This window comes from Bacillus sp. PAMC28748, from assembly GCF_014250415.1.
Taxonomy (GTDB): Bacteria; Bacillota; Bacilli; order Bacillales; family Bacillaceae; genus Bacillus; species Bacillus licheniformis.
The window spans coordinates 1,830,001-1,842,980 of sequence record NZ_CP060192.1; the positions used below are offsets into that span (position 1 = coordinate 1,830,001).

The following is a 12,980-nucleotide window of genomic DNA, read 5'->3' on the forward strand; positions in this document are numbered from 1 at the left end:
CGGGCTTGCCAGTGAATTAAATGAAATTGCTGAAGCGAGCCGTGTTTCCATTGACATATATAAAGAGTTGATTCCGGTCCATTCGGATTTACATATATTGCACACAAAATGGGAAGAGTGGGTCCTTTTCGGCGGCGAGGATTTTGAACTCGTCGGTACGATTTCTAATGATCAATGGGAACGTTTTAGTCAGGAATGCTCCGAGCATGATGTGCGGGTTCATCAAATCGGCCGCGTCACAAAACAAGGACAGGCGGAAGTGTTTTATCATGACGGACAGGACCGCGTTCTTCTCGAAAAAAAAGGATATAACCATTTTAAACAAGACAGGTGACAAGTAAAGTGAAAACGTTAGAGTGGAAAACGACAGAGCCTGAAGAGACAAAAAACATTGCCAGGCTGGCGGCAAAATATGTTCAGCCCGGTGATGTCATCACATTGGAGGGCGATCTTGGAGCAGGCAAAACGACTTTTACGAAAGGGTTTGCCGAAGGGATCGGCATCAAGCGGGTTGTCAGCAGCCCGACTTTTACCATCATCAAAGAATACCGTGACGGCTCTCTTCCGCTGTTTCATATGGATGTGTACAGGATGGAAGACGAGACGGAAGATCTCGGATTAGATGAATATTTTGAGGGAGACGGCGTCTGCCTTGTGGAATGGGCGCATTTGATTGAAGAGCAGCTTCCAAAAGAACGCCTTGAGGTGGTCATTAAGCGGCTTGGTGATGACAAGCGAAAGCTGACCTTTACACCTAAAGGCAGGCGCTACGAAAATCTTTGCGAGGAGATCAGCAAACATGACGATACTTGCGATTGATACATCCAATTTAACGCTCGGAGTGGCATTAATCAAAGACGGAAAAGTGATAGCCGAGCATATATCCCACTTAAAGAAAAACCATTCGGTCAGAGCCATGCCGGCAATCGACGAACTCCTTAAAGAGTGCGGTTTAAAGCCTAGTGACCTGACCCAAATTGCAGTTGCCAAAGGCCCGGGTTCATATACAGGCGTGCGGATCGGCGTGACGATTGCCAAAACGCTTGCATGGTCATTAAATATTCCGGTTAAAACCGTTTCAAGCCTTGAAGTGCTTGCGGCAAACGGCCGTTTTTTCCAAGGCTTGATTTGTCCGTTGTTTGATGCTAGGCGCGGTCAGGTTTATACGGGACTGTACCAGTATAGGGACGGCAAACTCCATGGATTGGAAGAGGACCAGAACATTCTGCTTGAAGATTGGCTAAAAAAGCTGAAAGCCATGGATCAGCAAGTCCTTTTCATAGGAAGCGACACCGGGATTCACAGGGAAATGATCGAACGGATTCTCGATGAACAAGCGGTTATTGCAGACCCTGCCCTGCAGCTTCCAAGACCTTCAGAATTGGCTTTAATCGGAGAACTTAAAGAGGACGAGCCAGTGCACAGCATTGTTCCAAACTATATTCGTCTGGCCGAAGCCGAGGCCGTCTGGCTTGAAAAACAAAAGTAAACGGGTGAAGCCATGAACACGCAAATGGTCATACGCGATATGAATCCAAAGGATTTGGACCAGGTTTTTGAAATTGAAAAAAGCTCTTTTTCTTCTCCGTGGAAAAAAGAATCTTTTCATCATGAGCTTTTTCACAATATGTATGCTCATTATCTCGTTCTCGAAGTTGAGGAGCAAGTCGTCGGCTACTGCGGGATTTGGATCGTAATGGATGACGCCCAGATCACCAATATTGCCGTTTCACCTGCATACCGGGGCCGCCGCTTCGGTGAAGCTCTTTTGAAGGCGGCCATGAAGCTTTGCCGGATGAAAAGGGCGGTTCAGCTTTCTTTAGAGGTGAGGGTATCGAATCATATTGCACAGAGCTTATACAAAAAGCTCGGCTTTGAGCCGGGAGGAATTCGCAAAAATTATTATACCGATAATGGGGAAGATGCATTATTAATGTGGGTGAGACTAAATGAATCATAAAAAAGATCTGTATGTATTAGGAATCGAAACAAGCTGTGATGAGACTGCCGCTGCGATTGTCAAAAACGGGACGGACATCATCTCAAATGTCGTAGCGTCGCAAATCGAGAGTCATAAACGGTTTGGGGGCGTCGTTCCCGAGATCGCATCAAGGCATCACGTGGAACAGATCACGATCGTGCTTGAGGAAGCCTTTGCACAAGCGGACATGACGTTTGATGACATTGATGCCATTGCAGTAACGGAAGGACCGGGGCTTGTAGGCGCTCTATTGATCGGCGTGAATGCTGCGAAAGCGCTCAGTTTTGCCCGGGGCATACCGCTCGTAGGCGTGCATCATATTGCCGGTCACATCTATGCCAACAGGCTTGTTCAGGACATTCAATTTCCGGCGATTGCCCTTGTCGTCTCAGGCGGCCACACCGAACTCGTATATATGAAAGAGCACGGCTCATTTGAAGTAATCGGAGAGACGCTCGACGATGCTGCAGGCGAAGCCTATGACAAAGTGGCGAGAACGATGGGGCTTCCTTATCCGGGTGGACCTCACATTGACAAACTTGCGCAAAAAGGCGAGGCAAATGTGCCGCTGCCGCGCGCATGGCTTGAAGAAGGGTCTTATCATTTCAGCTTCAGCGGATTGAAGTCTGCAGTCATCAACACGCTTCACAACGCTTCACAAAAAGGCGAAACGATAGCTCCGGAAGATTTGTCAGCCAGCTTTCAGGAAAGCGTCATAGATGTCCTCGTGACAAAAACGGAACGCGCTGCGGAAGCTTATGGCGTCAAACAGGTGCTGCTTGCCGGAGGAGTTGCTGCAAACAAAGGGCTGAGAGCCGCGCTCGAAAAAACGTTCAGCAGCCGTCCGGAGATCGAGCTTTTGATCCCGCCGCTCTCGCTGTGTACGGACAATGCCGCCATGATTGCCGCCGCAGGTACGGTTGCTTTTGAAAAAGGAATCAGAGGAAAATATGATATGAATGGTCAGCCTGGCTTAGATCTGACGTCTTATTGAAACCTCACGCTTTGTGAGGTTTTTTTACCCGGAAAAAGTTATTAACAAGTTATCAACACATATCCACAGTCTTGTGTATAATGTTAAAAACCTTAATTTACAGACCTTTTTTACCTGTTAGTAATGTGTATAAATATTATGTTATTTGTGGATATTGTGGGTAAATCGCTTTCTTTCTTTTAAATAAAGGATTTCAATTGTGGACAAAAAAACCGCTCCGGCTTGGAGCGGCTCATCCTTTATTCATTTGTAGATAGTGTTTCCCATTCTGATAACAGCTGTTCAAGCTCCTCATTCAGCTGTTCATTTTCAGAGTGGATTTCCTGAACCTTCTCGTGGTCTTGGAAGACGTCGGGATTGCATAGGAGCTCTTCATTCTTTTCAATTTGTTCTTCAATGGCCGTAATTCTTGTTTCGATGTCTTCAATCCTGCGCTGCCGCTGGCGTTCTTTTCTTTTCAGCTCTTTTTCTTCTTCATAGCTCTTTTTTGCGCCCGGTTTTTCGGAAGCGGCTTTCTGACGCTCTTCCGTCTGTTTTTCTAGTTCTTTCAGTTCAAGCTGCTGCGCTTTTTTTTCCGTGTAATAATCGTAGTCGCCTAAATATTCTTCGGCTTTGTCGCGAGAAAGCTCCAGTACTTTTGTCGCAATCCGGTTGATAAAATAGCGGTCATGGGACACAAATAATATCGTTCCCGGGTAATCGATTAAAGCGTTCTCCAAGACTTCCTTGCTGTCCAGGTCGAGATGGTTTGTCGGCTCATCAAGAATAAGGAAGTTCGCTTTTTGCAACATCAGCTTGGCGAGGGCAAGCCTGGCTTTTTCGCCACCGCTTAATGCATGTACTGGCTTTAATACATCTTCTCCCGAGAACAAGAAGTTGCCGAGGCAGGTCCTGATATCCTTTTCATTCATCTCCGGATAATCGTCCCAAAGCTCGTCAAGCACGCGTTTTGACGACGTCAATTCAGCCTGTTCCTGGTCGTAGTATCCGATTGAGACGTGAGAGCCCGTCGCGATTGTTCCCGACACCGGCTGCAGCTTTTGGATCAATGCTTTCAAAAGGGTCGACTTGCCGATTCCGTTCGGCCCGACTAGTGCAACGCTTTCCCCGCGGGTAATGCGAAAATCCAGTGAACGGAGAAGCGGGGGCTGGTCCTGATAGCTTACCGTCAGGTCTTCCACTCGCAGTACATCGTTTCCGCTTTGCCTTGTAATTTCAAAGCGGAATGACGCCGACTTTTCATCTCCAAGCGGTTTGTCCATGATCTCCATCCGTTCAAGCTGCTTTCGTCTGCTCTGCGCCCGTTTCGTCGTCGAAGCCCTTGCCAAGTTCCGATCGACGAAATCCTGCAGCTTGGCGATTTCGTCCTGCTGCTTTTCGTAAAGCTTTGTTTCCCTTTCCAGCTGCTCGGCTTTTAATTGGAGATAAGAGCTGTAGTTCCCGATATATTTTTTGCTTTGGGACCTGGTAATCTCGTAAACTTGGGTAACCACTTTGTCAAGAAAGTACCTGTCATGGGAAACGATTAAAATCGCTCCGCTGTAGCTTTGCAAATATTGTTCGAGCCATGTCAGGGTGTCGATATCCAAGTGGTTTGTCGGTTCGTCCAAAATGAGGAGGTCGGGTTTTGTCAAAAGCATTTTTCCGAGGGCAAGTCTTGTTTTTTGGCCTCCGCTTAAATCCTGAACGCGGACGGAGTCGTCAAATCCCGCAAAGCCGAGCCCGTGCATGACGGATCTGACCTCTGCCTCATATTGGTAGCCGCCTTTGTCCTTGAACTCCTGCTGAAGCCTGTCATATGTCTTCATTAATGATTCAAGCTTGTCCGGTCCGGCTTGCGCCATCTTTTCCTCGATCGCGCGCATTTCTTTTTCCATTTTTTTAAGAAAATCAAATACCGACAGCAATTCCTCTTTAAGCGTCAGCTTGGAATCGAGGCCGGAATGCTGGTCAAGGTAGCCCATCGTCAAATCTTTAGGTTTGATGATGTCCCCCTTTTCGTATGAGAGCTTTCCTGCGATAATCTTTAGAAGAGTCGATTTTCCGGCGCCGTTGCGTCCGACGACCGCAATCCGGTCCCGAGACCTGACTTCGAGTTTTATATTCGTTAAAATCGTATCGGCTCCAAACGATTTTGAAAGCTGATTTACTTGTAAAATCATCATGATCTTTCACCTCTTGTCTGCTATTTTAAGTGTAGCCTATCACCGCGCAGTCAGCAAACAATTAAGTGAAGTCTGGAAGATTTTAGCCAAAGAAAAAGACAGATTGAAAAAAATAGTGTATGATCATTATAAGGAGAGTTAAGAACATGAATGAGTTTACACATTTTAATGAACAAGGCAGAGCCAAGATGGTTGATATAAGCGAAAAGGAAGCTTCAGTGCGCACAGCTGCGGCTGTTTCAAGCGTGTCCATGAATCGAGAAGTACATGAAAAAATCAAAAACCGCGAAATCGGAAAAGGCGATGTTTTGGCGGTGGCGCAAGTGGCCGGAATCATGGCTGCAAAACAGACATCCGCCATCATCCCGATGTGTCATCCGATCGCTCTGAAAGGAGTCGACATCGCCTTTTGCTGGGAGAAGAAAGAGCAGAAGAGCATCCTGCATATACAATCTAACGTCAAGACCAAAGGGAGCACAGGTGTGGAAATGGAAGCGTTAACGTCGGCCTCCGTATGTGCGCTGACCGTTTATGACATGTGCAAAGCGGCGGATAAGGGAATGGTGATAGGACCGACCTTTCTTCTCGAAAAGACAGGCGGGAAAAACGGTGACTATAAAAGGGAAAAAGCTGATGTAGACATGGAGGATTAGTTTATGAACATGGATCATTCAAAAATTCCGCAAGCGACAGCGAAACGGCTGCCATTATATTATCGTTTTTTAAAAAACCTTCATGCATCCGGGAAACAGCGTGTATCTTCCGCTGAGCTGAGCGATGCCGTCAAAGTCGATTCCGCGACCATCCGAAGGGATTTCTCGTACTTCGGCGCGCTCGGGAAAAAAGGATACGGCTACAATGTCAATTATTTGCTGTCCTTTTTCAGAAAGACGCTTGATCAGGATGAAACGACGAACGTAACGCTTATTGGCGTGGGGAATTTGGGGACAGCCTTTCTCCATTACAATTTTATCAAAAACAATAATACAAAAATCGCCATGGCGTTTGACATCAATGAAGAAAAAATCGGAACCGAGGTCGGCGGCGTTCCCGTCTATGACCTGAATAAGCTTGAAGAGCATATGACGGATGATGATATCCCGGTCGCCATTTTGACGGTTCCAGCTCAAGCCGCACAGTCGATTACAGACAGGCTGGTGGCGCTTGGCATTAAAGGCATTCTTAATTTCACGCCGGCTCGCTTGAATGTGCCGGAACACATTCGCATTCATCATATAGATTTGGCAGTGGAACTTCAGTCGCTGGTGTATTTTCTGAAACATTATTCAATGCAGGAAAAGTAAAACGGAAAACGAAAAATAAATAAAGGAAAGGGGGCAGGCTTTATGCCAACAATCGGTCCTGGAAGCTTTATTTTAATTGTCGTGGTGGCGCTTTTGATATTCGGCCCGAAAAAACTTCCCGAGCTGGGAAGAGCGGCGGGAAACACGCTGCGGGAGTTTAAAAATGCGACAAAAGGTTTGGCTGACGACGATTCCGATAATAAAAAGAAAGAAGATCAGTAGGATAGGATGACATTTATGAAGGGAAAAGAAATGTCGCTGTTAGAACATATCACAGAACTGCGCAGACGGCTTGTGATCACTTTTTTCTTTTTTGTTTTGTTTGTTGCGGCAGGCTTTTTTTTGGCGAAGCCGCTCATAATCTACCTGCAGCAGACGGATGAAGCGAAGCTGCTGACTCTCAATGCGTTCAAGCTGACCGATCCTTTATTTGTGTACGTGCAGTTCGCGTTCATCATCGGCGCTGTCTTGACTTCGCCGCTTGTTCTATACCAGCTGTGGGCTTTCATCAGCCCGGGGCTGTATGAAAAAGAACGAAAAGTGACGCTCAGCTATATTCCAATATCGATCATTCTTTTTTTAGGCGGCATTGCCTTTTCTTACTTTATTTTATTTCCGTTTGTCGTGGACTTTATGACGAGAGTCTCAGATGATCTGAATGTCAACCAGGTCATCGGAATACACGAATATTTTCAGTTTCTGCTTCAGTTGACGCTTCCTTTTGGATTGTTGTTTCAGATGCCTGTGGTCATCATGTTTATCACAAGGCTCGGTCTCGTGACGCCGATGTTTTTGGCGAAAATCCGAAAATATGCATATTTTGTGTTGTTCGTCATTGCGGCGCTCATTACACCGCCTGAGTTATTGTCGCATTTAATGGTCTCCGTGCCATTGCTCATTCTTTATGAAATCAGTATCGTGATTTCAAGAATATCCTACAGGCAGGCGCAAAAAACAATGATTCAAGAGGAAAATCAATCGTTTTTGAACGACCATACAAAATAAGAGCCATTCTTTTTTCAGAATGGCTCTTTTCTTTCAAATAAAAGGCTATTGATCTTTTCGCTTCATCCTGCCGGCCAGGGCGAACATTTTAAAGGAGATGCTGATATTATAGGCTGCGAAAAGCATCAGCAGGATCGTATAAAAAGACCACATGCTTCCGGGCGAGGTTGCCGCGAGATACGTAAACAGCACACCCGTTAATAAATAAATCACTCCCCAGAATTTAGGGCTTCTCATCATAGAAATCCTCCAATAATCATTTGCATTTTCTCGACGTTTTTCAAATATTCTTCAATAGGCTCCCGGAATGTCTGCAGCAAGACGACGAGCGTATTCATGGCGACATGGGCGAAAATCGGGACGATAATCCGGTTGGTCCTGACATATAAAAAGGCGAATGTGAATCCCATTGCCGTATAAATGAGCAGATGGCTGAAATCCAAATGGACGACCGAGAAGAGCACCGAACTGAACAGAGCGGCAACGAAAAAATTCGTTTTCTCATAGATCGCACCGAAAATGATCTTTCTGAAAATGATTTCTTCAAGAATCGGACCGAATACAGAAGAGACAAACACCATCAGCGGCAATGCGGTGATGATTTTCATAATCCGCTGCGTATTTTCGGATTCCGGGTTGACCCCGAACAAGTTCATTTCGATCGAAGCGGCAATTGACTGCGCAAACAAAGCGAGAAAAACGCCGGCTACCGCCCATCCGATTGACGCTGCAACCGATGCTTTTGGACGATTGCGAAGCGTCGTCTTCGGCACCGTCCGCAAAATCAGCAGCACGATGACGAGACAGAGGGTAAACGCGATGACAGACCAGACGCCCGTCAATGTAAGCTGAGCTTCAGCCTTGGGCTGTCCTCTGCCCACTCCCAAAAAGTAGAGAAGAGGCAAGCCGACAACCGCCGACAATTGCATGAGAACGTATGCCAATATAATAAACCAGTATTGTTTTCTCAAGCTTTATGTACTCCTTTTCTAAAAATCTAAATCAGACTATGTTTATTGTAACACACTCTTTTTAAATTATAGGATGATAAGGATATGCGGAGAAATGTAGGCGCAAAAAAATTTGACCTTTTCACTTGAAATTGCCTGGGAGATTCTTTATTATAAGAATTGTGTTAGCACTCACCGAGTGCGAGTGCTAAAATTACATATGAAAATATTGAGGAGGTTGTTTCATTGTTAAAGCCATTAGGTGATCGCGTTGTCATTGAGCTCGTTGAGTCTGAAGAAAAAACTGCTAGCGGAATCGTACTTCCTGACTCCGCAAAAGAAAAACCACAAGAGGGTAAAGTGGTTGCAGCCGGTTCAGGCCGTGTGTTAGAGAGCGGAGAGCGCGTTGCATTAGAAGTTAAAACAGGCGACCGCATCATCTTCTCAAAATATGCAGGTACCGAAGTGAAATATGAAGGTACTGACTACTTAATCTTGCGTGAAAGCGACATTTTAGCTGTTATCGGCTAAGTCATAAATAAAAACGAGACAATTATATAGGAGGTTCGAATAACATGGCAAAAGATATTAAGTTTAGCGAAGAAGCCCGCCGTTCAATGCTGCGCGGTGTAGATGCATTGGCGGATGCTGTAAAGGTAACTTTGGGACCTAAAGGACGCAACGTCGTTCTTGAGAAAAAATTCGGTTCTCCATTAATCACAAACGACGGTGTAACCATCGCGAAAGAAATCGAGCTTGAAGACGCGTTCGAAAACATGGGCGCAAAGCTTGTTGCTGAAGTTGCGAGCAAAACAAACGATGTTGCCGGTGACGGTACAACAACAGCGACAGTTCTAGCTCAGGCGATGATTCGCGAAGGTCTTAAAAACGTAACTGCCGGCGCTAACCCTGTAGGCGTGCGCAAAGGTATCGAGCAGGCTGTGGCTGTAGCTGTTGAAAGCCTGAAAGAAATCTCTAAACCAATCGAAGGCAAAGAATCAATCGCACAAGTTGCTTCAATCTCCGCTGCAGACGAAGAAGTCGGAAGCCTGATCGCTGAAGCAATGGAGCGCGTCGGCAACGACGGTGTTATCACGATTGAAGAATCCAAAGGATTCACAACAGAGCTTGAAGTGGTTGAAGGTATGCAGTTCGACCGCGGATATGCGTCTCCTTACATGGTGACGGATTCCGATAAGATGGAAGCGGTTCTTGAGAATCCGTACATCTTAGTAACAGACAAAAAAATCACAAACATTCAAGAAATCCTGCCGGTGCTTGAGCAAGTCGTGCAACAAGGCAAACCGTTGCTTCTGATTGCTGAAGACGTTGAAGGTGAAGCTCTTGCAACATTGGTTGTCAACAAGCTTCGCGGAACATTCAACGCAGTGGCTGTTAAAGCGCCTGGATTCGGCGACCGCCGCAAAGCGATGCTCGAAGACATCTCTATCCTGACAGGCGCCGAAGTGATCACAGAAGATTTAGGTCTTGACCTTAAATCAACTCAAATCAATCAATTGGGACGCGCTTCTAAAGTTGTTGTTACAAAAGAAAACACAACAATTGTTGAAGGTGCGGGAGATACAGAGCAAATCGCGGCACGCGTCAACCAAATCCGCGCTCAAGTTGAAGAAACAACTTCTGAGTTCGATAAAGAAAAATTACAAGAACGCCTTGCTAAGCTTGCAGGCGGCGTAGCTGTCATCAAAGTCGGAGCTGCGACTGAAACAGAATTGAAAGAACGCAAGCTTCGCATCGAAGACGCCCTGAACTCTACTCGCGCTGCGGTAGAAGAAGGAATCGTATCCGGCGGTGGTACAGCTCTTGTCAATGTTTACAATAAAGTAGCTGCCCTTGAAGCTGAAGGCGACGAACTGACTGGTATCAACATCGTTCTTCGCGCTCTTGAAGAACCAATCCGTCAAATCGCGCACAACGCGGGTCTTGAAGGATCTGTCATCGTTGAGCGCCTGAAAAATGAAGAAATCGGCGTCGGCTACAACGCTGCAACAGGCGAATGGGTGAACATGATCGACAAAGGTATCGTTGACCCTACAAAAGTAACACGCTCAGCTCTGCAAAACGCAGCATCTGTAGCGGCTATGTTCCTGACAACTGAAGCAGTTGTTGCCGACAAACCGGAAGAAAACAAAGGCGGCGCAGGAATGCCTGACATGGGCGGCATGGGCGGCATGGGCGGAATGATGTAATAGGCTTTTAAAAACTTATTATATCAAGGTTTCCCTACCTCTTGTGGAGTTTTTGCCCACATTTTGCCCACAGTTGACAGATTAAAGTAAGCTTCTCATGAGTTCGCTGAACTTGTGGGAAGCTTCTTTCTTTTTTGGCTTAGTGATATGCAAATAGATATTTTTGGTTGTATCATCATCAGTGTGTCCCAAACGATCCATAATTTGTTCCAAGCTAACCCCTGCTTCAGCCAGCAGAGAGGTATGAGTGTGTCTTAATGAATGTGGGGTTAGTGATGGATTTAAATTGGCAATTTTAAGCAATCTTTTCATACGTATTTCAATTAACTTCACATAAGCCGGATACCCTGCATTTACTTCATCCAATTGAGCAAAAACAAACCCTTCATTATGATACGTCTTGCGGTGTTTCATTTGCACTTCTTTTTGAGCCTTTCTAAGCTTATCAAGCTCGATCAGGACATCTTTCGTAACATCTATCACGCGTTTAGATTTTTTTGTTTTTGGAGTGAGTAATTCGTATTCTTTTATGGCATTGCGTGGATTGTAATACGTTTTTGTAATGCTTATAGTTTGTTCTTCAAAGTCGATGTCGCTCCATTTTAGAGCACAAAGTTCTCCAGCTCTCATGCCTGTATAGGCAAGCGTTAAGAATATTGGATAGTCACGAATATCCATTTGATGATCCGGGATAATAGAGAGAAAATGTGCAAGTTCTTCTTTCTCTAAATATTTTGGCAATTCTTTTTCTCGCTCTAATTCCTCAACGGTTTTTTGAACTTTCGGGACAATCGCATATTCGGTCGGATCGGTTTTGATCACTTCAAGTTCAATCGCACGTTTAAAGATCATTCTCCCGGTTCGGTGGGCACCGTCGATTGTATTTTCTGCATATCCTCTTGCTTTTAAGTCATTGAGTGCCTCTTGATATTGCTTGCGTGTTATATCTTTCATCTTCAAATACTGAAAATAGTCCATCAAACGACTGATTTCGTGCTTACGAACCCTTATCGTACTTACCTTTACCTTCCCGGTGTTTTCGTACCAGATCAGCCATTCTTTCGCGAACTCTTCGAATGTAATTTCTTTCTCTTCAATATAGGTTCCTTGCAGTAGCTCATATTGGATTCGTTTAGCTTCCTCTTCGGCTTCTGCCTTTGTTCTAAACCCTCCAACTTCCTTTTGTTTACGCTTACCAGTAGTCGGATCAACAATATCATACCGATAGTACCACTTTGCGCCACAGGTGCACCGTTTCTTTTTGCACTTGCAGCCTCGACGCCTAAATGATCCTTTCATTATTTATCACCCTTTACAACTTTTGTGTGAATTGTATCGCTTGTCCGATGACTCTGGCTGGGTTGTCCGGGGTGATAATAAAAGGGCTGTAATTCGGATTATCCGGCATCAAAATTACCATATCTCCTTGACGCTTAATTCTTTTCAGGGTAGCTTCTGTGTCGCCGTTAACAAGCACGGCAGCTATTGCCCCATTTTCTACTTCCGGTTGTTCGCGCACTAAGACGTATGATCCGTCAGGAATCGTTGGTTCCATGCTTGTCCCTTTTGCCTTTAGATAAAATAGATTACCACTTGGTAGTTGATCGGGAGACTCGTATATATATTCAGTTACATTTTCTTCGGCTAATATCGGTTCACCGCATGCAATTGTTCCGAGTACAGGAACGGGAACTGTTTGTGGTGCTAAAGGAGTAAGATTGGATGGTGCTTCTTCTGTCAATTGAGTACGAGTAATTCCGAAATAATCAGCCATTAATTGAATTTTGTCTGGTCTGGGATATGTTTTCCCTTTAACCCAGTTAGATACGGTCATCTCTGGAATATTTAAATCTCGAGCCATCATAGTTTGTGATATTCCCTTACGTTTTAATTGTTTTTTTAAATTGTTTGCCATGATTTCCTTTAGTTTTTGAATATCAATCATTTTAATTCCTCCTTGTTTTCTTCCTTATTATAGTACCTAAAAACGGTAAGTATGTAAAGGATCAAACTACTTTTTTTCGGTAAAAATAATGTTAAAAGGTATTGACAGTAACTTTTAAAGGTAGTATATTGAGAGCATAGAATAATGAAAGGAGTTGAAAGTGTTGATTAAAATAACTTTAGCTGCAGCTAGGGTCAATGCAGGCCTAAGCCAAGCGCAAGCTGCTAAAGAGATTGGCATAACACCAAAAACTCTTCGGAATTATGAGAAAGGTATTACCGCTATACCTGGATACCGACTTAAGAAAGCCGCAGAAGTTTATGACTTGCCAGAGGACATAATCAAATTACCTATTGTAAATGATGGGGCATATGATGAAGAAGAAAAAAATTTACAGCTAACTACCGTTTAAAGGTACATTCGTAT

The 12,980-nt window shown here is 44.8% G+C and carries 17 protein-coding genes (1 of these 17 running past the window's edge); 12 read left to right on the forward strand and 5 right to left on the reverse strand.

Going from position 1 to position 12,980, the window contains the following annotated elements; all coding sequences use genetic code 11:
• The 5 genes in view from thiL to tsaD are tightly spaced (at most 12 nt apart) and all read left to right on the forward strand, a layout consistent with a single transcriptional unit that may run on beyond the window.
• Positions 1–334, forward strand: the 3' portion of a protein-coding gene (gene thiL, locus H7F26_RS09260; RefSeq protein WP_009330105.1) for a thiamine-phosphate kinase. Its footprint begins 650 nt before the window's first position; 334 of the gene's 984 nt are visible here — the last part of the coding sequence; its start codon lies beyond the left edge, outside the window; the stop codon is at positions 332–334.
• Between the two features lie 8 nt (positions 335–342).
• Positions 343–819, forward strand: a complete 477-nt coding sequence (tsaE, locus tag H7F26_RS09265; RefSeq protein ID WP_003179225.1) for a tRNA (adenosine(37)-N6)-threonylcarbamoyltransferase complex ATPase subunit type 1 TsaE — start codon at positions 343–345, stop codon at positions 817–819.
• Positions 800–1,489, forward strand: a complete 690-nt coding sequence (gene tsaB / locus H7F26_RS09270) for a tRNA (adenosine(37)-N6)-threonylcarbamoyltransferase complex dimerization subunit type 1 TsaB (RefSeq protein ID WP_003179227.1) — start codon at positions 800–802, stop codon at positions 1,487–1,489. The genes tsaE and tsaB overlap by 20 nt, the downstream gene beginning before the upstream one ends.
• Positions 1,490–1,501: 12 nt before the next feature.
• Positions 1,502–1,960 carry a ribosomal protein S18-alanine N-acetyltransferase gene (gene rimI, locus H7F26_RS09275; protein ID WP_003179229.1) on the forward strand — a complete coding sequence of 153 codons (459 nt, stop codon included), beginning with the start codon at positions 1,502–1,504 and terminating at the stop codon, positions 1,958–1,960.
• A complete protein-coding gene (gene tsaD / locus H7F26_RS09280) occupies positions 1,950–2,975 on the forward strand; it encodes a tRNA (adenosine(37)-N6)-threonylcarbamoyltransferase complex transferase subunit TsaD (protein ID WP_003179232.1) in 1,026 nt (341 codons plus the stop codon). The genes rimI and tsaD overlap by 11 nt, the downstream gene beginning before the upstream one ends.
• A gap of 239 nt (positions 2,976–3,214) precedes the next feature.
• Here tsaD and H7F26_RS09285 read toward each other — a convergent pair whose 3' ends face one another.
• On the reverse strand, positions 3,215–5,140 hold the full coding sequence (locus H7F26_RS09285) for an ABC-F family ATP-binding cassette domain-containing protein (RefSeq protein ID WP_003179233.1): 1,926 nt from the start codon (positions 5,138–5,140) through the stop codon (positions 3,215–3,217).
• Between the two features lie 146 nt (positions 5,141–5,286).
• Here H7F26_RS09285 and moaC point away from each other — a divergent pair, with 146 nt between their 5' ends.
• The 4 genes from moaC to tatC are packed head-to-tail and all read left to right on the forward strand — an operon-like array spanning position 5,287 to position 7,449.
• Positions 5,287–5,793: a cyclic pyranopterin monophosphate synthase MoaC gene (gene moaC / locus H7F26_RS09290; protein ID WP_003179234.1), complete on the forward strand. Its 507-nt coding sequence runs from the start codon at positions 5,287–5,289 to the stop codon at positions 5,791–5,793.
• A gap of 3 nt (positions 5,794–5,796) precedes the next feature.
• Positions 5,797–6,444, forward strand: a complete 648-nt coding sequence (locus H7F26_RS09295; RefSeq protein WP_003179237.1) for a redox-sensing transcriptional repressor Rex — start codon at positions 5,797–5,799, stop codon at positions 6,442–6,444.
• A gap of 42 nt (positions 6,445–6,486) precedes the next feature.
• Complete coding sequence (locus H7F26_RS09300; protein ID WP_003179239.1) at positions 6,487–6,666, forward strand: twin-arginine translocase TatA/TatE family subunit; 180 nt, start codon at positions 6,487–6,489, stop codon at positions 6,664–6,666.
• A gap of 6 nt (positions 6,667–6,672) precedes the next feature.
• Positions 6,673–7,449: a twin-arginine translocase subunit TatC gene (tatC, locus tag H7F26_RS09305; protein ID WP_011201569.1), complete on the forward strand. Its 777-nt coding sequence runs from the start codon at positions 6,673–6,675 to the stop codon at positions 7,447–7,449.
• A 45-nt stretch (positions 7,450–7,494) separates the two neighbouring features.
• Here the strand turns inward: tatC and H7F26_RS09310 are convergent, their stop codons facing one another.
• Positions 7,495–7,686, reverse strand: a complete 192-nt coding sequence (locus H7F26_RS09310; RefSeq protein ID WP_011197587.1) for a YdiK family protein — start codon at positions 7,684–7,686, stop codon at positions 7,495–7,497.
• On the reverse strand, positions 7,686–8,420 hold the full coding sequence (locus H7F26_RS09315) for a CPBP family intramembrane glutamic endopeptidase (protein WP_003179245.1): 735 nt from the start codon (positions 8,418–8,420) through the stop codon (positions 7,686–7,688). Before H7F26_RS09315 ends, H7F26_RS09310 begins: the two co-directional genes overlap by 1 nt.
• Before the next feature lie 225 nt (positions 8,421–8,645).
• Here H7F26_RS09315 and groES point away from each other — a divergent pair, with 225 nt between their 5' ends.
• Both groES and groL read left to right on the forward strand, forming a co-directional pair.
• A complete protein-coding gene (gene groES / locus H7F26_RS09320; RefSeq protein ID WP_003179248.1) occupies positions 8,646–8,930 on the forward strand; it encodes a co-chaperone GroES in 285 nt (94 codons plus the stop codon).
• 44 nt (positions 8,931–8,974) lie between these two features.
• Positions 8,975–10,609 (forward strand): chaperonin GroEL, encoded by a 1,635-nt coding sequence (groL, locus tag H7F26_RS09325; protein WP_003179250.1) that lies wholly within the window; start codon positions 8,975–8,977, stop codon positions 10,607–10,609.
• 81 nt (positions 10,610–10,690) lie between these two features.
• Here the strand turns inward: groL and H7F26_RS09330 are convergent, their stop codons facing one another.
• Both H7F26_RS09330 and H7F26_RS09335 read right to left on the reverse strand, forming a co-directional pair.
• Positions 10,691–11,908 carry a site-specific integrase gene (locus H7F26_RS09330; protein WP_009330104.1) on the reverse strand — a complete coding sequence of 406 codons (1,218 nt, stop codon included), beginning with the start codon at positions 11,906–11,908 and terminating at the stop codon, positions 10,691–10,693.
• A 13-nt stretch (positions 11,909–11,921) separates the two neighbouring features.
• Positions 11,922–12,554, reverse strand: a complete 633-nt coding sequence (locus H7F26_RS09335) for a LexA family protein (protein WP_043054092.1) — start codon at positions 12,552–12,554, stop codon at positions 11,922–11,924.
• 163 nt (positions 12,555–12,717) lie between these two features.
• On the opposite strand from H7F26_RS09335, the gene H7F26_RS09340 reads away from it, so the two are divergent.
• Positions 12,718–12,966 carry a helix-turn-helix domain-containing protein gene (locus tag H7F26_RS09340; RefSeq protein ID WP_043054093.1) on the forward strand — a complete coding sequence of 83 codons (249 nt, stop codon included), beginning with the start codon at positions 12,718–12,720 and terminating at the stop codon, positions 12,964–12,966.
• The last annotated feature ends 14 nt before the right edge of the window (positions 12,967–12,980 follow it).